Raw genomic sequence first — 25,622 nt, forward strand, 5'->3', positions numbered from 1 at the left:
GGTATGACACCGGCCCACCCGCCGACGGGCAGGCGGGCGCAGGGAGCGGGTGTCACGCGAGCGAGAACGGATCCGTTGAGGGGTGCACAGTCGTGCCCGGGCCGGGTAATCTGCGGGGCTTGTCGTTCCCCCCTCTTGCCCCCGTGCTCGACTTGTTCGCGAACCCATCCGCCGCCCGTCGTCCGTACCGCGCCCCGCTGGCCACGCTGTTCGCGGCCGCGCTCCTCGCCACCACCGCCGGCTGTGCTGGCGGGCTTGATGAACCCGAGCGCTTCACCGGCGCCAGTTCCTGCGCCCCTGGCACCACCGCCTCCAGCATCATTCAGGCGCAGTGCTACTCGTGCCACTCCACGGAGACCAAGGCCTCGGGTGGGGGCTTCGACCTGCAGGCGGCCGGGCTCCCCGGGCGGCTCTACACCACCAACGCGACGTGCAACTCGCAGCCCCTGGCGGACAGCGCCAACCCGTCCCAGTCCTTCTTCCTGAAGAAGCTCACCCCGTCGCCAGGCTGCGGCGGGCAGATGCCGCTGGGCGGGTCGCTGAACGCCGCGGACACCGCGTGCCTCACCGAATGGCTCGTCGCCGGAAAGCCGAGCCCGTGATGACCCGCACCCGTCATGTCACCGCCGCCGCCTTCCTGGGCGCGGCCCTCCTGCTCGTCCCCGCCGCGTACGCCGCGCCGAAGAAGGCGTCCGCGAAGACCGCGCAGTCCGCGGCGAAGAAGTCCAGGGCCGCGAAGGTGACGGAGGCGCGCCGCGTGGCGGTGCTCGCCTCCGGTCCGCACGCGGACGCCGCGCGCGACGTGCTGGAGGCGGAGCTCAACCGCCGTCCGGCCCGCTACGAGGTGGTGCCCGAGTCCGCGGTGCGCTCCGCCGCTTCGCGCCTGGGCGTGGACCCCACGCAGCCCGCCGGCGCCGCCGCCGTGGCGAGCGAGCTGGGCCTGAGCGCGGTGCTGGTGGCGGACACGGCCACCGTGGGCAAGAAGCAGCAGGTGCGCGTCACCGTGCGCAACGGCCGGGACGGCAAGGCGCTGGCCTCGCCCGCCGCCGCGAAGCCCGCCACGGCGAAGCTGGTGCCCGTCGCGGTGAAGCGCCAGTGGACGGCGCTGGAGCGCGGCCTGCAGAAGTCCCGCGCGCCGGACGCCGCCCCGGTGGCTCCCGCGCAGCCCGCCGCGCCGGTGGAGCCGGAGCCGGTGAAGCCCGCGACGCCCATCGCGGAGACGCCCCCGGCCAAGGTGCCGGAGACCAAGGCGCCGGAAGCGGAGCCCATCCGCAAGCCGGTGGCCGCCACGCCCAAGGAGGACAAGCGCCCGGCCCAGGACGAGGAGCCCGCCGTCACGCAGTCGGGTGTCCGCTCCTCGCCGCTCGTGGAGGGCGCGCTGGGCCTGAAGCTGTTTGGCCGGTCGCTGCGCTACAAGGACGACGTGTTCGGCGTGCTGCGGCCGTACACGCTGGGCAAGGACGTGGGCGGCGTCGCGCTGCCGGGCGCGCCCCAGTTCGCGGGCGACGTGACCGTGTATCCGCTCGCGCCCTTCCAGAAGGGGGCGCTGGCGCGGCTGGGCCTCACGGGCTCGATTGATCAGTCCTTCGGCCTGAAGTCCACGGGCTCCACGGGGGCGGTCTCCTACCCCACCACCGCGCGCGAGTGGACGGCGGGCCTGCGCTACGTGATGCCCTTCGGTCAGGCGGACCGCTACGGCTTCGAGGTGACGGGCACGTACGGGATGAACACGTTCCGCATCGACGCGGTGGACGGCGAGCGGCCGTTGGACCTGCCCAACGTGGAGTACAAGACGGCGGGCCTGGGGCTGGGCCTGCGGGCGGCGCTGTCGGAGAAGTTCGACTTCAACTTCCGCCTGGGCTACCAGCACCCGCTGGACTCCGGAGAGCTGTCCTCGGACACGTGGTTCCCGCGCATGTCCGCGGGCGCCGTCACGGGCAGCGCGACGCTGGCATACCGGCTCAACCGCATCCTGGACGTGCGGCTGAAGGCGGACCTGCGCCGCTACTTCTTCAAGTTCAACCCCGAGCCGGGCGACCCCTACGTCGCCGGTGGCGCGGTGGACCAGTACCCCGGCCTGTCGCTCCAGCTGGGCTTCCGCTACTGAGCTGTCTTGGGGTTCCGCCGGTCCGTGCGTGACACGGACCGGCGGCCAGTCCCTGGCGGGTCAGAGCTCCGCGGTGGCGTCCGGGTTCTCCTCGCTGCACACCTGCGAGGCATCATCCGCCTGGCGGGCTTCGGCCTCGTTCACCGAGGCGCTGGGCTCAGAGGGCTCGGCCGCGACGCCCAGACACCAGTTGGGCGCGTATTGCCGGCACGTCGTCCACGTCTGGGCGCCAATGGCACACTCCGCGTCGCACCACTCGGACTCACAGATTTCGAAGCACTGTGGCGGATAGGCAAAGGCAGCCGCGGGCACGAGAGAAACAACAGCCGAGACAGTCAACAGTGACTTCATCAGCATGCGCATGGGTTCTCCGTCTGGGTGGGACCGCGCTCTGGTGGAATCAGAGCCAGCGGAAGCCTGCCACACGGCGTTTCCGGAAACTCAAGGCCGTGTGAATGATTGCCAATCCATGACTGTCTGATGACAGTCGTCAGTCCACTCGCTCCGGAGCATGGCGGCGCAGCCAGTCAATCACTGTCGGCCAGAGCGTGGCGGCGTGGTGTTCGCGGAAGAAGCCCAGGTGGCAGATGCCCTGGCCGGCACTGTCCGCGGGGGAGAACTGCCGGCGCTCCACGGTGCAGCCGGTGAGGTGCTCGCAGACCAGGTCGATGGCCTCGGGCGGCGCCCAGGGGTCGTCATCCAGGCCGATGGCCAGCACCGGCATGTGGGGCCGGCCCAAGCGGGCCGCGGCGTCCACGTGCGGGTCGTCGAAGTAGAAGCGGGGCATCGACGCCCAGCGGCTCCACTGCAGCGTCGCTTGCGCGGGCACGTCCTCGCCCATCCCCAGCCGCGCATAGGGCATGTAGCCCAGGAACCGGGCGCACAGCGGCCCGATGAACTTCAGGTACAGCGCGACCAGCATCCGCTCCCGAAAGGACCGGATGAACCGCATGCTCCCGGCCTGGGACGCCACCATCACCGCCGCGGTGAGGCGCTGGCTGCTCGCGCTCAACCCGATGGCGTGGCCCCCGAAGCTGTGTCCCACCGCCAGCAACGGCAGCCTCGGGTAGCGCTCCGCCGCCCAGCGGGTCACCGCGTCCACGTCCTGGTCCGCCCAGGTGAGGAACCCGGCCCGCGTCCGCTTCGCCACGCCGGACGGGTGCACGCCCCGGTAGTTGTACGTCACCACCGCGAAGCCGTCGTCCGTCAGCCGAGCGGCGAACGCGAAATACATGCTCGCGGACATGGCGGTCGCGGGGTGCATCAGCACCACGCCCCGCACGGGGCCGTCGGGGGTGTGCAGCGTGGAATGCAACTCGAAGCCATCCGCGCAGGGGATGCGGTGCGGAGTCGTGCGTGCCATGGCCCTCAGGAGTCGCTTCGCATGAAAAACCTATCGGCTAACATTTGAATCCGGGCAGGGCAAGGCCGCGCATGACAGGCCCGGCTCGGATGAGACACTGCCCTCCCCCTTCCAGGAGGCAGCCCGTGTCCCAGCGTCGAGCGTCGTGCACCTGCGGTCAGCTCCGCGTCGAGTGCAAGGGAGACCCCATCCGGATCTCCATGTGCCACTGCTTCGCCTGTCAGCAGCGGACCGGCAGCGTGTACGGCGTGCAGGCCCGCTTCCGGCGCCAGGACATCACCGCCATCGAGGGGCGCTCCACGAAGTTCCTCCGCAAGGGCGACGAGAGCGGCAACGTCACCACCTTCCACTTCTGTCCGGAGTGCGGCTCGACGGTCTACTACGAATCCCCGAACGACCCGGACCTCGTGGCCATCACCGTGGGCACCCTCATGGACCCGTCCTTCCCCGCGCCGTCCATCTCCGTCTGGGAGGAGCGCAGCCATGCCTGGGCCGTGCCCCGGGGCATCCCCCTGGAGCACATGAACTGAGCGCTGTTCACTTCGCACGCGGCCGCGCCTCCAGCAGTCCCCGCACGAACGCCGCCACCGGACCGGCCAGCTCCGAGAGCCGGTCCACACGGTCCTCCTCCACCGCCTCCAGGATGAGCTCGTTGATGCCGCCGACGAGCGCCATGGCCAGCGCGGGTGACAGCGTGTCCCCCGTGCCCGCCGCCTCGAACTCCCGCCGCATCAGCTCCGCGAAGCGCCGCATCACCTGGCGGCGCAGCTCGAAGCCCTTCGGGCCGACGTGCAATATCTCCACGAGCAGCGTCCGCACGAGCCCCGGCCGGCTCTGGAGGCTCGCGAGGTAGACCGCCGCGCCGATGCTGGCCCGCATCTCTCCGGGCGGCGCGTGCTGGATGGCCGCCTGGATCTCCGCCAGCAGCCGCGCGCTCTGCGCCTCGTAGAGCGCCAGCAGGCACGCGTCCTTGTCCTCGAAGTGCTCGTAGAACGTGCGCTTCGACACGTGCGCGTGCCGCACGATGTCCGCGAGCGTCACCCGGGCGTAGCCCACCTCCAGGATGGCCTTCGCCAGGCCCGCGACAAGCCGCTCCCTCGGGCCTTCGCCTGCCTGTTCGGATGGGGCGGTCATGCGGCTCCCGGTGCTGGTACTTGACGGTACCAGACGTCACTGCTACCTCTCATCAACAGTCGCATAGGCTGGGTACCTTCCTGTACCACGAGGAGTCCCGTGATGCCCCTGCCCTCCGCTGAAGCGCCCTCGCACGTGGATGTGTTGATCATCGGCGCGGGGCTGTCGGGCATCGGCGCCGCGTATCACCTGCAGGAGCGCTGCCCCACCCTGAGCTACGCCATCCTGGAGGGGCGCGGGGCCATGGGGGGCACGTGGGACCTGTTCCGCTATCCGGGCGTCCGCTCGGACTCGGACATGTACACGCTCGGATACCGGTTCCGGCCGTGGCATGGCGGCAAGGCCATCGCGGATGGGCCGTCCATCAAGCAGTACATCGAGGAGACCGCGGCGGAGTACGGCATCGACCAGCGGATCCGCTATCACCACCGGGTGACGCGCGCCGAGTGGTCCTCCGCGCACGCGCGCTGGACCGTGGACGTGGAGGTCGGGCCCGAGCGCGTCCCCCACCGGATGACGTGTGGCTTCCTCTACACCTGCACCGGCTACTACGACTACGCGAACGGCTACACGCCCACGTGGCCCGGCACGGAGCGCTTCGGGGGCCGCATCGTGCACCCGCAGCACTGGCCCGAGGACCTGGACTACAGCGGCAAGCGCGTGGTCGTCATCGGCAGTGGCGCGACGGCGGTGACGCTGGTGCCCGCGATGGCCGGCCGCGCCGCGCACGTCACCATGTTGCAGCGCTCGCCCACGTACATCGCGGATCAGCCGTCGCAGGACGGCCTGGCCCGGGCGCTGGGGCACGTGCTCCCCCGGGGCGCGGCGTACGCGGTTTCGCGCTGGAAGAACGTGCTCCGCGGCATGTTCCTCTACAACCTCGCGCGCAGCCGGCCGGGCCTCATGAAGTGGCTCCTGCGCCTGGGCGTGCGCAAGGCGCTCGGCAAGGCGTTCGACGTCGATACGCACTTCGCGCCCCGCTACAACCCCTGGGACGAGCGGCTGTGCGTCGCGCCGGACGGAGACCTCTTCCGCGCCCTTCGCGAGGGACACGCCTCCGTGGTGACGGACCACATCGAGTCCTTCACGGAGACCGGCCTCCAGCTGCGCTCGGGCAAGCACCTGGACGCGGACGTCGTGGTCACCGCGACGGGGCTGAACGTGAAGATTCTCAGCGGCCTCACGCTGGTGGTGGACGGCGCGCCCGTCCAGATGTCACGGACGCTGGCGTACAAGGGAATGATGTTCAGCGACGTGCCCAACCTCGTCGCGGCCTTCGGGTACACCAACGCGTCGTGGACGCTGAAGTGCGACCTGGTGGCGGAGTACACCTGCCGGCTGCTCAACCACATGAAGCAGCACGGCTACGCGCGATGCGTGCCCCGCGTGCGCGACCCGGGAATGACGCCGGAGCCGGTGCTCGACTTCAGCTCCGGGTACGTGCAGCGCGCGCTGGACTCGCTGCCGCGTCAGGGCACGCGTGCGCCGTGGCGCCTGTACCAGAACTATGTGCGGGACCTGCTGATGATGCGCTACGGCCGCGTGGACGACGACGCCATGGAGTTCCGCGGGCAGGCGCTTCTTCCGGAAGGGAGCGCCGGCACCGGCGCGGAGGTGGCACGTGGCTGAGCGCATGCGGCTTCAGGGCAGGACGGCGGTCATCACCGGCGCGGCGAGCGGCATTGGCCGGGCCATCGCGGTCTCCCTGTCCCGGCGGGGCTGTCATCTGGCGCTGGCGGACGTGAACGAGGCCGGGCTCGCGGAGACGGCGGAGCTCGCGCGAGCGCCGGAGGTGCGCATCAGCCGGCACCGGCTCGACGTGTCCGACAAGGAAGCGGTGGACGCCTTCCCGGCGCGGGTGACGGCGGAGCATCCCGGGGTGGACCTGCTCTTCAACAATGCGGGCGTCGCGCTCGGAGGCACCTTCGAACAGGTGAGCGCCGAGGACTTCGAGTGGCTGTTCGGCATCAACTTCTGGGGCGTGGTGCGCCTGAGCCGCGCCTTCCTGCCCCTCTTGCGCAAGAGCGACGACGCAAGGCTGGTGAACCTCTCCAGCGTCTTCGGCCTGGTGGCGCCACCGGGACAGGTGGCCTACGCGGCAAGCAAGTTCGCCGTCCGAGGCTTCTCCGAGGGGCTGCGCCACGAGCTGGAGGGCACCACCGTGGGCGTCACGGTGGTGCACCCGGGCGGCGTCGCGACGTCCATTGCCGCGAGCGCCCGGGTCCCCTCTGGAGCGACGGAGGAGGAAGTGAAGCGCCGCCGCAGGTCCTTCCAGAAGATGCTCCGTCTCCCAGCCGAGGTCGCGGGCGAGACCATCGTGAAGGGCGTCGAGAAGCGCGAGCAGCGGATCCTCGTCGGCATGGACGCCCAGGCGCTGGGACTGCTCGCCCGCCTCTTCCCGGTGTCGTACTGGAAGCTGCTCGCCTCGCGCCTGCGCGCGTGAAGCCGGTCACACCGGTCTGCGGAAGAGGTCGCCCAGGTCGGCGGGGAGCTGTGAGGCGACGGCGGCGACCTCGTCCTCGGGGATGCGGTCTCGCACGGCGGTGAACACCGCGGTGACGACGCGGAAGGCCTGGTCGGGCTTGATGTTCAGGTGGTCCGCCACGTCGGTGATGAACTCATCGCGGCCGATCCGCTTCGCGCGCGAGGGGCCCCGGTGCACCGAGCAGGCACCCAGGATGGCGCCGATGCCGCCCTTCAGCGCCCGGAAGAGCTTCACGTCCTCGCCATCCGACAGCCGCCGGGCGAGCGAGCAGAACACCGCGCTGGCGGCCTCGCGGGCCTCCAGGCCCTGGGTGTGCATGACGGCGTCGCCCTGGATTTCGTCCAGGAAGGGTTGCAGCTCGAGCGACTCGTCGCGCTCCTTGACGGGCACGGCGTGGGTGTCGGGAGGAACAGGCGAGGCCATGGCAGCGTCTCCGAAGGTTCAGGGCCCTGCACAGGGCCGTGGTTCCGGAGACGCTGCGCATGTGCCAATGCGCCTGCATCGTCCACCGGCGCCGGGAGCGCGCGGGCAGTCAGGCCACCGCCGCGCCTCCCCGGCTCCAGGCCCTACCCGTGCGGCACCGGCCGGGGCTCTTCATGGACGGCCCGCGCGTCGTCTCCGCCCTTCCCCTTGCCCAGCCGGTTGCCCAGCCGCGTCTTGATGCGGTCCGCGACGACGTAGAACGCGGGCACCACGAGCAGGCTGAGCACGGTGGACACGGACAGGCCGCCCAGCACCGCGATGGACATGGGGGCGCGCGTCTCGCTGCCCGCGCCCAGCGCCAGCGCCGCCGGCACCGCGGACATCATCGTCGCGGTGGACGTCATCAGGATGGGCCGCAGGCGCACCGGGCCCGCGCGCAGCATGGCCTGCATCGCGTCCGCGCCCTGCTCGCGCTGCTGGAGCGCGTAGTCCACCAGGATGATGGAGTTCTTCTTCACGATGCCCATCAGCAGCAGCAGGCCAATCATGCTGAAGATGTTCAGCGTGTTCCCCGTGACGAGCAGCGCGAACGACGCGCCCGCCACGGACAGGGGAAGAATCGTCAGCACCGTCACCGGGTGCAGGAACGAATTGAACTGCGCCCCCAGCACCATGTACGCGACGGCGATGCCCAGGAAGAGCGCGAAGATGAGGCTGCTCATCGAGTCGCGGAACGCCACGCTCGCGCCGCCCGCCACCACGCGGATGCCGCCCGGCAGGTCCTTGCCCAGGGACTCCACCGTGGCCAGCGCCTCCTCCTGGTTCGACCCCGGCGCCACGTTGGCGAAGAGGCTGATGGCGCGCTCCCGGTCGCGCCGGGTGATGGCCTGCAGCGCGGGCAGCTCCTCCTGCGTCACCAGCGACGACAGCGGCACCAGCGAGTTGTTCGCCGTGCGGACCTTGAGCAGCGACAGGTCCTCCGGCCGCGAGCGCTGGCTCGCGAGCAGGCGCATGCGCACGTCGATGCGCCGCCCGCCGCTGCTGTACTTGCCCACGCGCACGCCGCCCACCAGCGCGTTCACCGTGGACGCCACGGACTGGATGGGCACGCCCAGGTCCGCCGCGCGCGCCCGGTCCGGGGTGATGCGCAGCTCCGGCTGGCCCAGCTGGTAGTCCGTGTCCAGGTCCACCACCTTGCCGGACGCCTGGAGCTGCTCGCGCAGCGACTGGCTCGCCTCCACCAGCTTGTTCCAGTCCGACCCGCGCACGCTGAACTCCACCGGGAAGCCGCGCTGCGCGGTGAAGCCCGCCTGTGACAGGTCCTGCACCACCGCACGCAGGCCCGGGTAGCTGTTGAGCTCCTTGCGCAGCACCTGCGCGAACTCCGCCTGCGACATGCGCTGATCCGCCGGCAGCAGCGTCAGGTTCATGTTCCCGGAGTTCACGGCGGAGCCGCTGCCGCCGCCGCCCACCACCACGAACACGCGCGTCACCTCCGGACGGCTGGCGACGAACGCCTCCGCGCGCTTGAAGAGGCGGTTGGTCTCCTCCAGGCTGCTGCCCACCGCCGTCTGGAGGCGCACGGACATGCGGCCCTGGTCCTGCGACGGGACGAACTCACCCGGCAGCGCCTTGAACGCGAACGCGCTCAGGATGAGCATGGCCACCGCGACCAGCAGCACGCGCCACGGCCGCACCAGCCCCCAGCCCAGCGCCCGCGCGTACAGCGCCTCCAGCTTGGAGAACGCCTTGTCCACCACCACGCCCACCCGGCCGCGGTGCTCGCGCGACGTCTTGAGCAGCTGCGCGCACCGCGCGGGCGCCAGGGTGATGGCCTCCACGTAGGACAGCAGCACCGCCACGCACAGCGTGACGCCGAACTGGAGGAAGAACCGGCCGATGATGCCCTTCATGAAGACGACGGGCAGGAAGATGGCCACCACCGCCAGCGTCGCCGCCAGGGCCGCGAAGGTGATCTCCGCGGTGCCCTCGCGCGCGGCGCTCACCCGGTCCTTCCCCTCCTCCGCGTGCCGGAAGATGTTCTCCAGCACCATGATGGCGTCGTCCACCACGATGCCCACGGCGAGCGCCAATCCCAGCAGCGTGAACGTGTTGAGCGTGAAGCCCAGGAAGTAGATGACGGCCACCGTCCCCAGCAGCGACATGGGGATGGCGAGCACCACGTTGAGCGTGCTGGACAGCGACCCCAGGAACACCCAGCACACGAACGCGGTGAGGATGCACGCGAGCAGCAGCTCGAATTCAATCTCGTGCACGCTCTCCTCGATGAACTGCGTCGAGTCGAAGTTGATGGTCGCGCTCATGCCCTCCGGCAGCTCCTTCTGGAGCTCCGCGAGCTGGGCGCGCACCTCCTGGGCCACCGCCACCGCGTTCGCGCCGCGCTGCTTCTTGATGCCCATGGCCTGCGCGGGCTCGCCGTTCACGCGCGCGAGGCGGCGCTCGTCCTCGAAGCCGTCCTCCACGATGGCCACGTCGTGCAGGTACACCGTGCGCCCGTTCTCCTCGCGCACCGCCACGTTCGCCAGCGTCTCCAGGTCCAGCGCCTCGCCCATGAAGCGCACGTTCACCTCGCGCCCCTGCGTCTCGATGCGGCCGGCGGGCAGCTCCACGTGCTCGCGCTGGAGCGCGGCGATGACGTCCGTGACCGTGAGCGCGTGCGCGTCCAGCTTCTGCGCGTCCACCCAGATGCGCACGTTGCGCTCCAGGAGGCCGCCCAGGATGACCTCGCCCACGCCGGGCACCGTCTGCAGGCGCTCCTTCACGCGGTAGCGGGCGAAGTCGCTCACCACCTGCTGGGAGAAGGGCCCGGACACGCCCAGCCACATGATGGGCTGGTCCTCCGGGTTGGACTTGGAGACCACCGGAGGGTCGATGTCCAGCGGCAGCCGGCGCTGCGCCTGGCTCACCTTGGTCTGCACGTCCTGCAGCGCCAGGTCCACGTTGCGCGACAGGTCCAGCTCGACGGTGATGTTGGCGCTGCCCTGGCGCGCGGAGGACGTGATGCTCTTGACGCCCTCCACCTGCGTCACGGCCTCTTCGATGAACTCGACGACGTCCGACTCCACCGCCTCCGGGTTGGCGCCCTCCCACGACACGGAGATGTTGATGGTGGGGAAGTCCACGTCCGGGAACTGGCTGATGCCGATGCGCTGGGCCGCCACCAGTCCGAAGATGATGGTCGCCGCCATGATCATCCAGGCGAACACCGGCTTCTTGATGCAGACGTCGGTGATGCTCATGGGCGGCCCTCCGTGCCCGTGCTCGTGCCGCTGCGGGCCTCGGTGGGGGGCTGCTCACCCACCACCTTCGGCTTCGGGCGCTCCTGCTCCACGCGCACGGCCACGCCGTCGCGCAGGGCCTCCGCGCCGCGCACCACCAGCGTCTCGCCGGGCTTGAGGCCTTCCTTCACCTCCACCTGTCCGTCCGGTGTGCGCAGCCCCAGCTCCAGGATGCGCTCGCGCGCCTTGTTGTCCGTCACCACGAACGCCAGGAAGCCGCGCTCGCTGGGGCGGATGGCCGTCTGCGGAATCACCGGGCTGCCCCCGCGCGACTCCACCGGCACGCTCACCGTCGCGAACGCGCCGGGGCGCAGCTTCTTCGCGTCCTCGCCCGTCACCTCCGCGGTCACCGCCACCATGCGGCTCTGCGCGTCCGCGCTCGCGGACACGTAGGTGATCTTCGCCGTGTACGAACCGCCCTCCGAGCGCACCGTGAAGCGCGCGGGCATCCCCGGGGTGATGCGCGTCACGTCCGCCGCGGGCACGTTGAAGCGCAGCAGCAGGGGCTCGCGGCGCAGGAGCGTGGCCAGCACCACGCCCGGCTGCACGTACTGGCCCGTCTGCACCGTGCGCGTCTGGAGGACGCCGTCCATGGGCGCCTTCACGTACGCGTCGCGCTGGTTGAGCTGCGCCTGATCCAACGCCGCCTTCGCGGCCGCCACGTCCGCCTGGGCGGTGGCGGCGCGGGCCTGGTACGTCTCCAGTTGTTCGGCGGGCAAGAGGCCCGGGCTCTGCGCGTTGACCTCCGCGCGGCGCTGGGCGCCGGCCTTCGCCTCCACCAGCGCGGCCTGGGCCTTCTGCAGCGTGGCCTCCGCGGCGCGCACGGCGATGGCGTAGCGCGCGGGTTCGATCTCCGCGAGCGTGTCGCCCTTCTTCACCACCTGGCCCTCGGAGAAGTTCACGCGCTCCAGGGCGCCCGGCACGCGCGCGGTGATCTGCACGCTCTCGAAGGCCTCCACCGCGCCCACGGCGCTGACCGCGTACTCCACGTCGCGCGCCGCCACGGGCGCGACCTCCACAGGGAACTGGATGGGGCCCCGGCCCGCGCCCTTGCCGCCCTGCGCGGGCGCTTCCTTCTTGCAGCCAGGGGCCAGGGACAGCATGGCCAGCGACAGGGCCAGCACTCCAGTGCGTTGCATTGCCTTCACGGTTCCTTCCCGAGTGGATTCAGTCCGACCGCGGCCCGCAGGCCCAGGAGGGCCACGCCCAGCCCATAACGGTTCTGCGCCAGCGCGACCTCGGCCTCGAAGAGGCTCAGGGACGCGTCCGCCAGGGTGAGCGCGGTGGACAGGCCCTGGCGGTAGAGGATGCCGGTCTCCGCGGCGTTCTTGCGCGCCGCCTTCGCCGCCTGCTCGCTCTGCGCGAGCGCGGCCCGCGCCGTCTCCAGGTTCACCCGCGCCTGCTCGATGTCCACCGGCACGCGGCGGCTGGCGGCCTGGGTGTTCAGCTCGGCGGCGTTGGCCAGCGCCACGCGCTCATCGCGATCCGCGTAGCGGGCGCCGCCGTCGAAGAGGGTCCAAGTGAGGTCCACCGCGAGGAAACCGTCGCCGACGTTGCCGTTGAGGCCCGCCTCGTTCGTCAGGCGGTACTGGGCGCTCGCTCCCAGGGACGGCAGCAGGCGCGCCAGGGGCTCCTTCGCGCTCTCCCGCAGCGAGCGCACGCGCAGGCGCGCGGAGAGGATGTCCGGGCGGCGGTCCGTGGCGCCCTCGGTGAGCAGCTCCAGGGCCGGCGCGGGGCGCACGGCGTCCGCGAGCAGCGGCTCTGGCGGCGAGAGCTCCCCCTGCACGGGCTCCACGAGGAGGTAGCCCAGCTCCAGGCGGCTCGTCTCCGCGGTGCCCAGGGCGGCGGCGAGGTTGGACTGGGCGGTGGCCAGCTCCAGCTCCGCGCGGGTGACGTCATTGGTGCTGGCGAGCCCCGCGTTGGCGCGGGCCTGCGCGTCGGCGAGGCTCTGCTTCGCGTAGGCCAGGCGCTGCTCGGCGGCCTGGTACACCTGCTGGTTGGCCAGGGTGACGAGGAAGGCGTTGGCGGCGCTGAAGGCCACCTGGCGGCGCGTCTCCAGGGCATCCAGCTTGGAGGCTTCGCTCTCCAGCTTCGCGGCCTTGTAGAGGGGGAAGCCGCGCGCGTCGAACAGGCTGAGGCGGCCGGTGAAGACAGCGCCCAGGGCGTTGTACTTCTGGAGCACGACGGTCTGTCCGCCCACCTCGCGCGTGGACTCCCGCAGGCGGCGCGTGTAGGTGCCGGTGGCCGCGATGGTGGGGAGGAAGAAGGCGCGGGCGCGGGCGACGCGGGCCTGGGCGGCCTCGGCCGTCTGTCCCGCGGCGAGCACGGCCTCGTTCTTCTGCGAGGCGAGCTCCACGGCGCGTTCCAGCGTCAGCGGAGCGGCGCCGGCGTCCGGCTTCGGGGGCTTGGGGAAGTCGCTGGCGGGAGACTCGGCGGAGGGCGCCGGGGACGCGGCCGGGGGCGTCGTCTGGGCGAGCGCGTCCGGAGCCAGCGCGCAGAGGCAGGCACCCAGGGGCGCGGCGAGGAGGGCACGGCGGACGGTGGGCATAAGGCGTGCGGTGGAACGGGCCAGTGTTGAAAGGTCAGCGGCCCCTATACACGGAAGCCGTCATCGCGGGGGGGATGAGCGGGGCGTGTCTGGACGATGCCTCGCGGGGCGGACTAAGGGTCGGGGAAGAAGACTCTCGGGTTGAAATGCCGACGGTGGCGCCGGCTGCCCACTCCGGGTGTGTGGGACGCGCCCCAGAATGCGTGTCCCATGCGTTTATTCCTGCTCTCCCTGCTCGTTGGTGCCCTCGCGGGATGCTCCAAGGGGGATGGACTCAAGTCCGCCGCTCTGAAGGTCCAGGTTCATTACGAAGGATTTCGGCCGGGGTGCGTCACGCTGACGGTGACGGATCAGGCGGACGTGTCCCGGCAGGTCGCGACGAACGTGAACGTGCCCGAGGGCTCACCTCCCGGCACCCTGTCCGTCGCGGTGTTCCGCCAGGCGGGCTGGAGCAACGACGTGAAGCTCCAGGCCGTCGCGAAGGAGCAGTCCTGTGACGGAGCGCAGGTGGCCACCGCGCAGACCGACGCAAGCCTCGCGAAGGACGGCATCACGCCGGTGGACCTGTCCCTGGCGGCGGTGGACGGCGACGGCGACGGCTTCGTGAGCCCGGCGAATGGCGGCACGGACTGCGACGACCGCGATGAGGACCGGGGCGGCCCCATCCCGTGGTACCCGGATGACGACAGCGATGGGTACGGCAACCGCCAGCTGCCCGCGAAGATCACGGCGTGCAGCGGGCCCGTGTTTACCGCGTCACGGAGCGGGGACTGCGATGACAGGGACCCCAGCGTGCATCCAGGCCAGGCGGAGTTCCGATGCGATGACCGGGACGACAACTGCGACGAAGTGAAGGACGAGTCGTTCGACGTGGGCGGAAGCTGCCTCAACGGCTTCCAGTGCGCGGGCGCGAAGGCATGCACGGGGACGGATGGCGGCGTCGCGTGCAACAGCACCGTCACGCCCACGGCCTATTACCGGGATGAGGACGGCGATAGGACGGCGGGAGCGGATGGGGGCGTGACCTGCGCGGCCCAACCCGAGGGCACACAGCCCCAGGTCACGGACTGCGACGAGAGCTCCATCCATGTCTCGTCCACGCTGACGGAGGTCTGCGACAGGCTGGACAACAACTGCAATGAGAAGGTGGATGAAGGGCCCGCCCCGTGCGACCTGACCTGGCGGAGCGTGCCGGAAGCCGCCGGCGTCACGTCGTGGCGTGCCATTGCCGTCGGGAAGGACCTGGCCTGGCTCGCGGGGCCAGGCACGGCGGGCAACGTCGTGAAGATCGAAACCCCCGCCCGGACTGTCTCCACCTGTGCTGGAGACTGGAACGCCGCCTGGGTCAGCTCCGAGGGGCAGCTGTTCCTCGCTGGGAGGGCAGGAAAACTGGCGAGCAAGATGCCCGACGAAGCCGGCTGTACCGCCGCCACCACGCCGGGCGCGCCGGTGGACCTCTCGGGCATCGTGGGCTTCAACTCGACGACTGGCGGCAAGCCTACGCTCTACGCCGTGTCCGGCGGTGGCCGCGTCTTCAAGTGGGCGTTCCCCGCGGCCCCGGAGCAAATCGCGGCCACGAGCATCAACCTGATGGCGGTGACGGGGACCACTGCCGACGCGCCGCTGATCGCGGTGGGCGCACGGGACTACGAGCTCCCGGAGCCCCAACCCCAGGTCATCAGCATCAACCCCACGGATGGGACCTGGGTGCCTGAAACCCTTCCCCCGGCCGTCCCCAACGTCTATCTGACCGGAGTGAGCGCGACGAACGCCAACTACGTCTATGTCGTCGGATACAAGGGCGTGGTCCTGGAGCGGAACCATGGGGTATGGCGCACACTGCCGCCTCTGGCTTCGGCGCCAGACGTCACCGATGTCCTGGCCTTCAGCCAGAATGGGGTCTACGTGACGACGGCGACGGGCACCGTGCAGTTCTTCAACGGCAAGACCTGGGACCCGTTCTATTCGAACCCGAAAGCCATGCGTGCCATCGATGGATACTCTCCCACGCAGTTGGGGGCATCCGGTGACCAGGGCGTGAACCAGTTCTTCAACCGCTAGTCATGGACCTGCGCGCTGAAGCCCTGGGCATCCGCTACGGCGCACGGACCGTGCTGGAGCCCACGGATTGCCACATCCCGCCCGGCACGCAGGCGCTGGTGCTCGGGCGCTCGGGGTCGGGCAAGACGACGCTCTTGAAAGCCTTCGCGGGCCTCCTGCTCCCCTCCTCCGGCCGGGTGACGTGGGACGGGCAGGACGTCGCCCGGCTTTCGGCTCCGGAGCGACGAGCACAGCAGGCGTCGTTCGGCTTCGTGTTCCAGACGGATGCGCTCTTCGACTCGCTGACGGTGCGGCAGAACGTGATGCAGCCGCTGATCCGACGGCGCGTGCCGGAAACCGAGGCGCGCGATCGCACGGACGCGGTGCTGGCCTCGGTGGGGCTGACGGACGCGGCGGACACCCTGCCGGAGCGCCTGTCCGGGGGCATGAAGAAGCGCGCGGGGCTCGCAAGGGCCATCGCGGCAAGGCCGGCGGTGATCCTCGCGGATGATCCGTTCGCGGGCCTGGATCCGGGCACGACGCGGCAGGTGGCGAGGGTCCTCCTGGAGGTCGCCGGCAAGGGAACGTTGCTGGTGGCCGCACCGGAAGCGCCGGTGGACCTCGCCCTGCCCCGCTGGTTGTACCTGCGAGGTGGCCGGCTGGTGCACGATGGGGCCCCGGCGCCGGAACTGGAGCGCGCGCCGGACGAGGCCCTCGCATGACCGCGCAGTGTCACCACCCTTGAGCACCACCGCCCTGGCCTGGCTGGGCCGCTCGGCGATGCGAGCGGTGGGCGGCGTGGGCGCGCTGGCCCTGGTCGCGGGCCGCACGGCCTGGGCCTTGCGCGGGTTGGAGCGTCGCGAGCTGGCGCGAGGGCTGGTGCAGTTCGGCTACGGCTCGCTGCCGCTGGCGTTGGCGACGGCGGCGCTGGCGGGCGTCATCGTGGTGGTGCAGGCGGCGATCTACATCCAGCGCTTCGGAGCGCGGGCGTTCCTGGGCTGGGCGGCGGGCTACGGCGTGCTGTGGGAGTTCGGCCCGCTGCTCCTGGGGCTGATCATGTCCGCGCGCATCGGAGCCAGGAACGCGGCGGAGCTCGCCACGCTGAAGGTGGGCGGACAGATTGAAGGCCTGAGAGGCATTGGCCTGGATCCGTTCGCGCTGCTGGTGGCGCCCCGGGTGGTGGCGATGGAGGTGAGCATGCTGGCGCTGAGCACGTTCACGTTCCTGGTGTCCATCCTCTGCGAGGCGGTGGCCGCGAAGCTCACGTTGGACCTGCCGGTGCGGGTGTTCTTCGGGACGTTCGCGCAGATGCTGAGCCCGTCCGACATCCTGGGCGGCGTGGTGAAGACGGGGGCGTTCGGGCTGGCCATCTCACTGGTGTCCACGGCGGTGGGCCTCAGAGCCAAGGGAGGCGCCCGAGCCGTGGGAGAGGCCGCCGCGAGCGCGGTGGTACTGGGCTGCGCGGCCATCTTCCTGTTGGACTTCCTGCTGACGACGCTGCTGTCGAGGGTGCTCGGATGAAGCGGGTGCTGTCCTTCTTCGGAGCGCCGGGCGTGATGCTGGCGCGCACGGTCCGCGCGGGCGCGAGGGAGGGAATCCCCTGGCGCGAAACCCTGGCACAGGTGCACGAGCTGGGCGGGCGCAGCGTGTGGCTGGTGATGTCAGGCATGGCCTTCTTCGGTGCGGTGCTGGTGATGATCGCCAACGCGCAGGCGAAGAAGCTGATTGGCAACGTGGCGGTGCTGGGCCCGGCCTACTTCGAGATGCTCATCCGAGAGCTGGGCCCCGCGGTGTCCGCCCTGCTGACAGCGTCACGAGCAGGCGCCAGCCACTCCGCGGAGCTGGCCACGATGAGCGTGAACGAGCAGGTGGAGGCCCTGGAGATGTCGGCGGGGGATCCCTACGCGGACCTCGTGGCACCCCGGGTGGTGGCGGGCGTGGTGGGGGTTCCGCTCCTGAGCGTGCTGGGGACGGTGGCAGCGACGGCATCAGCGGTGCTGGTGGCGAGCGTGGCGTTGGACATCGACGGCCGGGCGTTCATGGACGCGAGGTACGTGGATGGCTGGGACCTGCTGGTGGGAGGGCTGAAGGTGGTGGGCTGCGGGCTGTACATCCCGCTCGCGGCGGCGGTTGCGGGCTTGAACGCGAGGGGCGGCGCGGAGGCGGTAGGCGAGGCGACGACGGAAGGCGTGGTCGCGGCCAGCCTGGGGTGTCTGTTGATTGACCTGACGGTGTCGCTTGCGTTCCAGTTCGTGCGCCTGTGAATGACACCGGTCCGGACACGCTGGTCTTCGAGGACGTGGCGATCTCCTTCGAGCAGGGCCGCCGCGTCTTGGACGGCCTGAGCGCGCAGGTCTCCACGCGGGAGCTGACGTTCATCGCGGGAGCGAGCGGATCCGGAAAGAGCGTGCTGTGCCGGCTGGCAGTGGGGCTGCTGAAGCCCGAAGCCGGCAACGTGACGCTGTTCGGGGAGCGGGTGGACACCCAGCCGGAGCGGACACTGGTGTCCCTCCGCCGCCGGGCACCGTATCTGGTGCAGGGCCCCGCGCTGCTGGACTGGAGGACGCTGCGAGAGAACGTGCGCCTCGCGGATCCGAAAGCTCCGGAGGAAGCCGTGGAGACGGCGCTGGAGAAGGTGGGCCTGAAGGAGTGGGCGGACCGCCTGCCACCGGAGCTGGGACCCGGGGCGAAGAAGCGAGCCGCCATCGCAAGGGCGCTGGTGCTCAAGCCGCGCTACCTGCTGCTGGACGAGCCAACGACGGGATTGGATCGGAGGGCGGCGATGCAGGTGGAGGCGGTGCTGGCGTCGTTGAAGGCGCAGGGCCTGGGAGCGCTGGTGGTGTCCCACGACTACCGGCAGCTGCGAGAGATTGCCGACCGGGTGTTGGTGGTGGCGAAGGGGCGCAATGCGTACCTGGGGAGCCCGGAGGGCTTCCTGAAGTCCCCTGCCCCGGAGCTGCGAACGCTGACAGCGCCGTTCATGGAGGGCGTGACGGATGGATGAGCAACGGCTGGAGCTGAAGGTCGGGGCGCTGGTGCTCGCGACGCTGGTGGGAGTGCTGGTGTTGCTCTGGTTGATGGGAGAGCTGACGCTGGGCCGGGGCGCGAGGCTGGAGGTGGATTTCGCACACACGGGCAACGTGGTGCAGGGAGCCCCGGTGAAGCTGGGAGGCGTCCAGGTGGGCAAGGTGGACACCATCCACCTGCTCGCGGATCGAAGGGACGCGAAGGGCCTTCCCCTCCCCGTCCGCATGGACCTGTCGGTGGAGCCCACGGCAAGGCGCGCCCTGCGCAAGGACGCCCGGGTGACGGTGGGAACGGTGGGCCTGCTGGGAGAGCCTTATCTGGAGTTGAACCCAGGCAACGCGGAAGCACCGCTGCCGGAGACCGAAGCCCTGAGAGGCGTGGATGCACCGCGCCTGGACCTGCTGTCGGAACAGCTCACCAAGTTCGTGACGTTGCTGTCGGACATGCTGGAGAAGGACCCGGAGGCCGTGACGGGCCTGGCCGCCAACGTGTCCCGGCTGGCGAGGACGCTGGACGAGGTCCTGACGGAGAACAAAGGCGACGTGAAGGTCCTGGCCTCGGAGCTGGCGGCGGCGTCGAAGGACCTGAGGCAACTGGCGCAACTGGCCAAGGAATCCATGCAGCCAGGAGGCAAGGGAGCCCGCCTCCTGGAGGACGCCTCCGCCGTGGCAGCCGTGATGCGAAAGGACCTCCCCGGCCTGACGAAGTCCGCCGGAACCACCCTGGACGGCCTTGCGGCGGTGACAGGGCCGCTGACGCCAGAAGACGGTCAGCAGGTGAAGCTGGCCCTCCAGCGCTTCACGGCGGCAGCGGGCCAACTGGAACAGATCGCCACCAAGGCGGACCGCATCCTGGGGCAACTGGATGCGGGAGAAGGCACGGGCGGCGCACTGCTGAAGGACCCGGTCCTCTACGACGAGCTGAAGACCCTGGTCACGGACCTGCGCAAGCACCCGTGGAAGATGCTCTGGAAGGACTGAGTGGTTCCTATCCCGGGTCCAGCGCCCAGGTTCCATCCGCCCAGCGCTTCAATGCCTTGGAGGCAGCGAAAGAAACAAGGTCCTGCCCTCGTGCTGCCTCCTGGAGGACCGCCTTGGCTTCATCCGTTCGATGGCGGAGGAGAAAGGCTGCCGCTTTGACTTGGACGTCCGTTCGCGGATGGTTGATGAGGGCCGCAAGCGCATCCCTGCCCGCGTTTCCATGCGCACACAATTTGTCGAACGTCTCATTCACCTTCATGGCGTGCTTGTTCGCGGTGTTCGCATCCCCCTGCCGGACCGCATCATTCTGGGCTGCCGAGTGCAGGGCGAACGCATCCACGAGCTTTTCCATCTGATCAAAGCTCGGTCGGGACCGGCACTTCGTCAGCAGGCGCCAGAGTGGGCGCCGGGGCCGGCACCTCGTCCTGGGCCACGGCCGAGTTCAGGACCCACGAATAGCCAAAGCCCGCCCTGATCAGCCGGTACGTCGCGCGCTTACCGCAGCCCGTGACGCCCGTGGTGACGCGATCCATCTTCGTTGTCTGGAACTCCAGCTTCCCACAGCCCAGGTCGAACTCCGCGCGGAGCCTCACGTCGGGAATCCAGGCGCAATGGCCCATCAGGCAGCGCAGCTCGTAGACGCCCTCGGTGTTGCAGCCGATCATCCGGTACTGGTTCTCACCCAGGTACTGCGGCGACAGCTCCGCGTCGCACTGGAGATCCCTGGCGGCGATCTTCTCCAGGTTCGCGTAGCGCTTCGCATTGATGGACGGCCCCATCTGGGAGAAGTCCACCCGGGAGTTGCTCCGGCGGCGCCCGCAGCCCGTCATCAGGAGCGCCACGGCAAGGCCCACGACCGACAGTCGAATGAGGTTCATGGGCGCCCATCTAGCATGCCTTGCCGTTGCTATTGCAGAGGCGCCTCCTCACTCCTGGACAGCAGGTCGGACAGCAGCATCTGCTCCTCACTCGGCGAGAGGTCGAAGTGGCGGGCTGCCTCGGTGATGATCTGGATCAGGGGACGCTCCGGCTCCTCGGCCCTCCGCACCGCGATCCTGCGGGCTGCGCTTCGCAGCGCCTCTCCCCTGGGTTGAAGGCTTTCACGCATGACGGAACCTCCCTTCCTCACTAAACGGTTCGGATGCACCTGGCTCCAGGCAAGGGCCCTTCCCGGCGGAAGTGGGAGCAGGCGCTTCCCGCCATCCCCTGCCTGCGGGAAGCGGGCGGCTCGCAGGGCGGCGCGTGCCTTCCTCTGGAGTGTCTATCGCTTCAGCTTTGGGGTTGGACCCCCACCCCAGGAACGAGGCAACGGACATGGCAGCGCATGACATCCCAGACTCCGGCCAGCAGCTAGGAAGCTCCACGCAGCGCAGGACGGCCGTCCCGCTCGACGAGCGCCGCCGCATGCGCCACGAGTCCCGCACGTCGCAGACCTACAAGGCCTTCCTCAAGTACCTGTGCGACGTGGGCAGGCTCCCGAGCGAGCAGGCCGCGGAGGACGCCGCTGTGTCCGTCCTGTGCGTGCTGGAGCAGCGCCTCGTCGGTGAAGAGGACAATGACCTGGAGGCCCAGCTGCCCATGAAGCTGCGGGAGCTCCTGATCCGGTGTGACCGCCATGAGTCCGGACCGCCGCCCCAGAAGTTCGGCCGGACGGAGATGGTGTCCATGGTGGCCGAGGACCTGGACATCGAACCCGACGACGCCGAGCCCATCATCCGCGCCGTCTTCAGCGCCATCCAGGCGCAGATCTCCACCGGCGAGAGCGACGACATCGCCGGGGAGCTGCCGCCGGACCTGCGCGACCTCTGGGCGCGTCCCGCCTGACGCCAGGACGCTCGCCTCGGCTTCAGGCCGCGGAAACCACCGTGCCCAGGGCCACGGCGCAAAGCTTCTCCTGGCCCTCCTGGACCGCGAAGATCTCGCACTGACAGACGGCCTGCCGCTTGCCCGCGCTCTTCGCCTGAGCCCTGGCGATGAGCAGCGAGCCCACGGCGGGCTTCAGGTAGTTGATCTTGTACTCGGAGGTCAGCGCGTTGCCGCCCAGCGCCAGTCCTCCGGCGAACGTGATGGCGTTGTCCGCGAGGTAGCTGAGCACGCCTCCATGGACGAAGCCGTGCTGCTGCTTCAGTTGGTCGGTGACGGGGATTCTCAGCTCCGCGGTCCCGGGCCCGCAGCTCGCGAGCTGCGCACCCAGGAACTGGCTGAAGGGCTGCGACGCGAACACCTGACGCGCGAACTCCTGAGGGTCATCCATTCATCCAACAGACCACTGATGGAGACAGCCCTCAACCCGCCTTGTGAGGCCTACCCCTGCGCCGGGGCCGGTGCGTTCACCGGCTCGGGCGGCTCCACCGCGGGCTTGACGATGAGCTGATCCAGCGTGGGGCGCTTGGGCTTCTCGAACGGGGCCAGCTTCACGGGCTTGTTCGTGCGCGCGGACTCCTGCAGCGCGACGATGACGCGCACGTCCGCCAGGCCTTCGATGCCGTTGGGCTCCGGGTCGCGGTCCTCCAGGACGCACTTCGAGAAGTAGACGAGCTCCGGCGCGAACTGGTCGCTGTTCTTGAACTTCCGCGTCTCCGTCTCCCCTCCCACCGTCAGCTCGTGCTCGATGTCCGTGCCGTAGCCGAAGCCGTGCTTCACCAGCAGGTCGCCTTCCGTGCCCACCAGCCGGTAGCTCGACACCGCGGAGGCTTCGTGGCTGATGGCGAACTGCGCCACCCTCCCGTTCGGGAACCGCATCAGCGCGAACGCCGACCCGTCCACCCCGTGGAAGCGTCCGTCCCGGCCGCCGCCCGTGAACGCGAACACCTCGCGCGGCTCGTCGCGGAAGAGGTAGCGCGCGGCGTTGATGGGATAGGGCCCCTCGTCCAGCAGCGCCCCGCCGCCCACGTCCACGCGCGTCCGGATGTCCCCTGCGCGCACCTGCTGCGTCAGCGTCCCCGTGAAGACCAGCGGATCCCCCAGCTTTCCTTCGCGCACCAGCTCGATGGCGCGGAGGTTCGCCTCTTCGAAGTGCAGCCGGTAGGCGACCATCAGCTTCACGTCGTTCTCGTTCGTGGCGCGGATCATCGCCTCGCAGTCCTCCACCGACGTCGCCATCGGCTTCTCGCAGAGGACGTGCACCCCCAGGCGTGCCGCACGCTCCGTGTACTCCCGGTGCAGCGTGTTCGGCAGCACGATGTAGACCGCGTCCGCCTTGGACTCGCGCAGCACCTGTTCGTACTGGTCGTAGGTCCCCACGTGCTCCACGCCGTACTTCTTCTGGAGCACGTCCCGCTTCTCCGGGTCGGAGGAGATGACGGCCACCAGCTCGGAGTTCTCCTTTGCGTGCTGGAACGCCGGGAGGATGGCCACCTGCGCGAGGTTGCCTGCTCCCACCACCGCGTACCGCACCCGCCTGGAAGTCCCCTGGGCCATCACGCACCTCTCCCGTTGTGAGGCTTTACGCTGGTGACGCGCCGGGCGGCCCCGCAAGCCGCGCCCGTCCCTCCGGTGCAGGGGCCGCATGAAGGGCAGGCGGCCAGGCACACGGGCTTTCGCGAAGCCGCCATCCGGCCTATGCCGTGCCCATGCCCTTCATGAAGATGCTCGCCCGCCTCGGGATCGGCAGCGCGCGCGTGGACACCCGGCTGGAGCACGACACCGCGCGCGCTGGCGGCGACCTGCGCGGGCTCGTCCACGTCCAGGGCGGCCACACGCCCCAGCGGATCGACCGCATCGACCTGCACCTGATGGCGCAGTACCTCCAGCGCGACAACGATCGCCTCAGCGCGCTCAACGCCGTCGTGCGCACCTGGCGCATCGCCAATCCCTTCACGCTCCAGCCCCGCGAGGAGCGTGAGCTCCCCTTCTCCCTGCGCCTCCCCGCCCACACGCCCATCACCGAGCGCGGCACGCCCGTGTGGATCAAGACGGCGCTCGACATCGACAACGCCCTCAACCCCGAGGACAGCGACCGCATCCACGTCCTGCCCCACCCGTCGCTCCAGACCGTGCTCGACGCCGTGCTCCACCTGGGTTTCCAGTGGCGCAACGCCTACTGCGAGGCCGCCGCTCCGCTGGGGCGCGAAGAGCCCTTCGTCCAGGAACTGGAGTTCCATGCCGGCCCGGACTGGCAGGGCCCGCCGCGCACGCTCTGCCTGCTGCCGTTCCCCCAGGACGACGGGCTGGAGCTGATCCTCGACCTGGACCGGGGCCCCCGGGGCCTCACGTCCCTCCTGGAGGGCACGGCACTGGACGGTGGCCGACGCCAGCGGCTCGTCCTGTCCCCCAGGGACCTGTCTGGGGAGACTGCTGCCATTGCGGCACTGTTGAAATCGCACCTGCGCGGCGGGGCTTGAAAGCCCGGAAGGCCCGGGTCTTCGTACAGGCCCGGACGCACCTGACTTCCCAAGTCCTCCGCCCGGGCGCGGAAGTGGTACAAGCCGCCGTGTGAAAGCTCCCCCGCCTCCTGCTGCCCCTGAAACCCCCACCTTCGACGCCCTCGGTCTCAAGCCCGAGCTCGTCGAGGCGCTGACGTCGCTCGGCTACGAAGAGCCGACCCCCATCCAGGCCGCCGCGCTGCCCCCGCTCCTCGCCGAGAAGGACCTGCTGGGCATCGCCGCCACGGGCACCGGCAAGACGGCCGCGTTCTCGCTTCCGCTGTTGCAGCACCTGAAGCCGGGCGCCGCCGCGCCGCACAGCACCTCCGCGCTGGTGCTGGTGCCCACGCGTGAGCTGGCCATGCAGGTGTCCGAGGCCATCCACCGCTACGGACAGAAGCTGGGCGTCAGCGTGCTCCCGCTCTACGGCGGCCAGGAGATTGGCCGGCAGCTGCGCGTGCTCAAGCGCGGCGTGGACGTCATCGTCGCCACGCCGGGGCGCGCGCTGGACCACCTGCGCCGCAAGACGCTGAAGCTGGACCAGGTGCGCACGGTGGTGCTGGACGAAGCGGACGAGATGCTCGACATGGGCTTCGCGGACGACCTGGAGGCCATCCTCTCCGAGACGCCCGAAGAGCGTCAGACCGCGCTGTTCTCCGCCACCCTGCCCCCGCGCATCGCCAGCATCGCGGAGCGCCACCTGCACGAGCCGGTGCGCGTGCGCATCGCGAAGGAGAAGCTGGAGGCCGGGGAGATGCCCCGCGTCCGGCAGACGGCCTACATCGTGCCGCGCGCGTTCAAGATCGCCACGCTGGGGCGCGTGCTGGACCTGGAGTCCCCCACCGCCGCCATCGTGTTCTGCCGCACGCGCACGGAGGTGGATGAGCTCACCACGTCCCTCAACGGCCGGGGCTGGCGCGCGCACGCGCTGCACGGCGGCATGAGCCAGGAGCAGCGCGACCGCGTCATCAAGCAGTTCAAGTCGCAGGCGGCGGACCTGCTCATCGCCACCGACGTCGCGGCGCGAGGCCTGGACATCCCCCGGCTGACGCACGTGGTGAACTTCGACGTGCCCAACGCGCCGGAGGCCTACGTGCACCGCATCGGCCGCACCGGCCGCGCGGGCCGCGAGGGCGTGGCCATCACCCTGCTGGAGCCCCGCGAGCACCGGCTGCTGCGCAACATCGAGCGGCTCACCGGCCAGCGCATCGAGGTCACCGCGGTCCCCACCGTGTCCGACCTGCGCGCGCGCCGGCTGGAGATGATCCGCTCGTCGCTGCGCGAGACGCTGGTGGCCGGCGAGCTGGACGGGTTCCGCGGCATCGCGGAGGACCTGTCCAGCGAGTTCAGCGTCATGGACGTGGCCGCCGCCGCCATCAAGCTCCTCCAGGAGAAGGAGGACGAGGGCAAGGAGTCCTCCGAGCAGGACATCCCCCAGATGTCGGCGCCGGTGGAGCGGAAGGGCCCGCGCCCGGAGCGCTCCGGGCCTCCGGGCCGGTTCGCGGACCGCGGCGGCGAGCGCCCGTCGCGAGGCCCCCGCACCGCCGAGCGTGGCGAGCGCGGCGAACGGTCCGAGCGGGCCCCCGCGCGGCCCCAGCGCGCGCCGGAGTGGAACGTCACGCGCCTGTTCATCGGCGCGGGCCGCTCCGCGGGCATGCGGCCGGCGGACCTCGTGGGCGCCATCGCCGGCGAGGCGGGGCTCGAGTCCTCGCGCATCGGCGCCATCCACATCGCGGACATGTACTCCATCGTGGAGGTGCCGGAGCCGGACGCGGCGCGGATCATCTCCGCGCTGAAGGGCTCCACGCTGCGCGGCCGCAAGGTGACCGTGCGCCGCGACACCCGCGACTGA

Annotated in this window: 26 protein-coding genes; 14 read left to right on the top strand and 12 right to left on the bottom strand. The window is 70.4% G+C overall.

The genetic code is table 11. From position 1 onward, the window contains the following. The first annotated feature begins 119 nt into the window (after nt 1-119). Both JYK02_RS33765 and JYK02_RS33770 read left to right on the top strand, forming a co-directional pair. Nucleotides 120-602, top strand: coding sequence for a hypothetical protein (locus JYK02_RS33765; protein ID WP_207057032.1), 483 nt, complete (start codon nt 120-122; stop codon nt 600-602). Beyond that, nucleotides 599-2,107, top strand: a complete 1,509-nt coding sequence (locus JYK02_RS33770; protein WP_207057033.1) for a hypothetical protein — start codon at nt 599-601, stop codon at nt 2,105-2,107. The genes JYK02_RS33765 and JYK02_RS33770 overlap by 4 nt, the downstream gene beginning before the upstream one ends. A 60-nt stretch (nt 2,108-2,167) precedes the next feature. Here JYK02_RS33770 and JYK02_RS33775 read toward each other — a convergent pair whose 3' ends face one another. Together JYK02_RS33775 and JYK02_RS33780 are read right to left on the bottom strand one after the other, a co-directional pair. Further along, nucleotides 2,168-2,470 (bottom strand): hypothetical protein, encoded by a 303-nt coding sequence (locus JYK02_RS33775; RefSeq protein ID WP_207057034.1) that lies wholly within the window; start codon nt 2,468-2,470, stop codon nt 2,168-2,170. Between the two features lie 127 nt (nt 2,471-2,597). After that, nucleotides 2,598-3,470, bottom strand: coding sequence for an alpha/beta hydrolase family protein (locus tag JYK02_RS33780; protein WP_207057035.1), 873 nt, complete (start codon nt 3,468-3,470; stop codon nt 2,598-2,600). Nucleotides 3,471-3,595: 125 nt separating this feature from the next. Between JYK02_RS33780 and JYK02_RS33785 the strand changes: the two genes are divergently transcribed. Beyond that, the gene (locus JYK02_RS33785) at nt 3,596-4,000 is read left to right on the top strand and encodes a GFA family protein (protein ID WP_207057036.1); all 405 of its coding nucleotides are present in this window, start codon (nt 3,596-3,598) and stop codon (nt 3,998-4,000) included. Between the two features lie 7 nt (nt 4,001-4,007). Here the strand turns inward: JYK02_RS33785 and JYK02_RS33790 are convergent, their stop codons facing one another. Continuing rightward, the gene (locus JYK02_RS33790; RefSeq protein WP_207057037.1) at nt 4,008-4,604 is read right to left on the bottom strand and encodes a TetR/AcrR family transcriptional regulator; all 597 of its coding nucleotides are present in this window, start codon (nt 4,602-4,604) and stop codon (nt 4,008-4,010) included. Between the two features lie 102 nt (nt 4,605-4,706). Here JYK02_RS33790 and JYK02_RS33795 point away from each other — a divergent pair, with 102 nt between their 5' ends. Both JYK02_RS33795 and JYK02_RS33800 read left to right on the top strand, forming a co-directional pair. Next, complete coding sequence (locus JYK02_RS33795) at nt 4,707-6,233, top strand: flavin-containing monooxygenase (RefSeq protein WP_207057038.1); 1,527 nt, start codon at nt 4,707-4,709, stop codon at nt 6,231-6,233. Beyond that, complete coding sequence (locus tag JYK02_RS33800; RefSeq protein WP_207057039.1) at nt 6,226-7,047, top strand: SDR family NAD(P)-dependent oxidoreductase; 822 nt, start codon at nt 6,226-6,228, stop codon at nt 7,045-7,047. Before JYK02_RS33795 ends, JYK02_RS33800 begins: the two co-directional genes overlap by 8 nt. 6 nt (nt 7,048-7,053) lie before the next feature. On the opposite strand, the gene JYK02_RS33805 is transcribed toward JYK02_RS33800, so the two are convergent. The 4 genes from JYK02_RS33805 to JYK02_RS33820 all read right to left on the bottom strand — a co-directional run bounded on the left by JYK02_RS33805 (nt 7,054) and on the right by JYK02_RS33820 (nt 13,359). Next, nucleotides 7,054-7,512: a DUF2267 domain-containing protein gene (locus JYK02_RS33805; protein ID WP_207057040.1), complete on the bottom strand. Its 459-nt coding sequence runs from the start codon at nt 7,510-7,512 to the stop codon at nt 7,054-7,056. A 143-nt stretch (nt 7,513-7,655) separates the two neighbouring features. Beyond that, nucleotides 7,656-10,772, bottom strand: a complete 3,117-nt coding sequence (locus JYK02_RS33810; RefSeq protein WP_207057041.1) for an efflux RND transporter permease subunit — start codon at nt 10,770-10,772, stop codon at nt 7,656-7,658. Beyond that, the gene (locus JYK02_RS33815) at nt 10,769-11,950 is read right to left on the bottom strand and encodes an efflux RND transporter periplasmic adaptor subunit (protein WP_207057042.1); all 1,182 of its coding nucleotides are present in this window, start codon (nt 11,948-11,950) and stop codon (nt 10,769-10,771) included. Before JYK02_RS33815 ends, JYK02_RS33810 begins: the two co-directional genes overlap by 4 nt. A gap of 5 nt (nt 11,951-11,955) precedes the next feature. Beyond that, the gene (locus tag JYK02_RS33820; protein WP_207057043.1) at nt 11,956-13,359 is read right to left on the bottom strand and encodes a TolC family protein; all 1,404 of its coding nucleotides are present in this window, start codon (nt 13,357-13,359) and stop codon (nt 11,956-11,958) included. A gap of 210 nt (nt 13,360-13,569) precedes the next feature. Here JYK02_RS33820 and JYK02_RS33825 point away from each other — a divergent pair, with 210 nt between their 5' ends. Genes JYK02_RS33825 through JYK02_RS33850 form a run of 6 tightly spaced genes read left to right on the top strand, consistent with a single transcriptional unit; the run spans nt 13,570 to nt 19,406 of the window. Beyond that, the gene (locus tag JYK02_RS33825; protein ID WP_207057044.1) at nt 13,570-15,420 is read left to right on the top strand and encodes a putative metal-binding motif-containing protein; all 1,851 of its coding nucleotides are present in this window, start codon (nt 13,570-13,572) and stop codon (nt 15,418-15,420) included. A 2-nt stretch (nt 15,421-15,422) separates the two neighbouring features. Further along, a complete protein-coding gene (locus tag JYK02_RS33830; protein ID WP_207057045.1) occupies nt 15,423-16,121 on the top strand; it encodes an ABC transporter ATP-binding protein in 699 nt (232 codons plus the stop codon). 19 nt (nt 16,122-16,140) lie between these two features. After that, entirely contained in the window at nt 16,141-16,920 is a 780-nt protein-coding gene (locus JYK02_RS33835; RefSeq protein WP_242589506.1) for an MlaE family ABC transporter permease, read from the top strand. Beyond that, nucleotides 16,917-17,663, top strand: a complete 747-nt coding sequence (locus tag JYK02_RS33840) for an MlaE family ABC transporter permease (protein ID WP_207057046.1) — start codon at nt 16,917-16,919, stop codon at nt 17,661-17,663. Before JYK02_RS33835 ends, JYK02_RS33840 begins: the two co-directional genes overlap by 4 nt. Then, nucleotides 17,660-18,403 (top strand): ATP-binding cassette domain-containing protein, encoded by a 744-nt coding sequence (locus JYK02_RS33845; protein ID WP_207057047.1) that lies wholly within the window; start codon nt 17,660-17,662, stop codon nt 18,401-18,403. The genes JYK02_RS33840 and JYK02_RS33845 overlap by 4 nt, the downstream gene beginning before the upstream one ends. Further along, nucleotides 18,396-19,406: an MlaD family protein gene (locus tag JYK02_RS33850; protein ID WP_207057048.1), complete on the top strand. Its 1,011-nt coding sequence runs from the start codon at nt 18,396-18,398 to the stop codon at nt 19,404-19,406. Before JYK02_RS33845 ends, JYK02_RS33850 begins: the two co-directional genes overlap by 8 nt. Before the next feature lie 7 nt (nt 19,407-19,413). Here JYK02_RS33850 and JYK02_RS33855 read toward each other — a convergent pair whose 3' ends face one another. From JYK02_RS33855 to JYK02_RS33865, 3 genes are read right to left on the bottom strand one after another with little or no spacing between them, the layout of a single operon-like run. Beyond that, nucleotides 19,414-19,758, bottom strand: coding sequence for a DUF2019 domain-containing protein (locus tag JYK02_RS33855; protein ID WP_207057049.1), 345 nt, complete (start codon nt 19,756-19,758; stop codon nt 19,414-19,416). Nucleotides 19,759-19,762: 4 nt separating this feature from the next. Next, on the bottom strand, nt 19,763-20,284 hold the full coding sequence (locus JYK02_RS33860; RefSeq protein ID WP_207057050.1) for a hypothetical protein: 522 nt from the start codon (nt 20,282-20,284) through the stop codon (nt 19,763-19,765). A 29-nt stretch (nt 20,285-20,313) separates the two neighbouring features. Continuing rightward, nucleotides 20,314-20,514 (bottom strand): hypothetical protein, encoded by a 201-nt coding sequence (locus tag JYK02_RS33865; RefSeq protein ID WP_207057051.1) that lies wholly within the window; start codon nt 20,512-20,514, stop codon nt 20,314-20,316. 206 nt (nt 20,515-20,720) lie between these two features. Between JYK02_RS33865 and JYK02_RS33870 the strand changes: the two genes are divergently transcribed. Continuing rightward, nucleotides 20,721-21,230, top strand: a complete 510-nt coding sequence (locus JYK02_RS33870) for a DUF2267 domain-containing protein (RefSeq protein ID WP_207057052.1) — start codon at nt 20,721-20,723, stop codon at nt 21,228-21,230. A gap of 22 nt (nt 21,231-21,252) precedes the next feature. On the opposite strand, the gene JYK02_RS33875 is transcribed toward JYK02_RS33870, so the two are convergent. Together JYK02_RS33875 and JYK02_RS33880 are read right to left on the bottom strand one after the other, a co-directional pair. Then, nucleotides 21,253-21,660 carry a PaaI family thioesterase gene (locus JYK02_RS33875; RefSeq protein ID WP_207057053.1) on the bottom strand — a complete coding sequence of 136 codons (408 nt, stop codon included), beginning with the start codon at nt 21,658-21,660 and terminating at the stop codon, nt 21,253-21,255. Between the two features lie 50 nt (nt 21,661-21,710). After that, the gene (locus JYK02_RS33880; protein ID WP_207057054.1) at nt 21,711-22,826 is read right to left on the bottom strand and encodes a Gfo/Idh/MocA family protein; all 1,116 of its coding nucleotides are present in this window, start codon (nt 22,824-22,826) and stop codon (nt 21,711-21,713) included. Between the two features lie 152 nt (nt 22,827-22,978). Between JYK02_RS33880 and JYK02_RS33885 the strand changes: the two genes are divergently transcribed. Beyond that, a complete protein-coding gene (locus JYK02_RS33885) occupies nt 22,979-23,749 on the top strand; it encodes a sporulation protein (protein ID WP_207057055.1) in 771 nt (256 codons plus the stop codon). 91 nt (nt 23,750-23,840) lie between these two features. Next, complete coding sequence (locus JYK02_RS33890; protein ID WP_207057056.1) at nt 23,841-25,622, top strand: DEAD/DEAH box helicase; 1,782 nt, start codon at nt 23,841-23,843, stop codon at nt 25,620-25,622.

Origin of the sequence: Corallococcus macrosporus, assembly GCF_017302985.1 — a bacterium.
In the GTDB taxonomy this organism is placed as follows: Bacteria; Myxococcota; Myxococcia; order Myxococcales; family Myxococcaceae; genus Corallococcus; species Corallococcus macrosporus_A.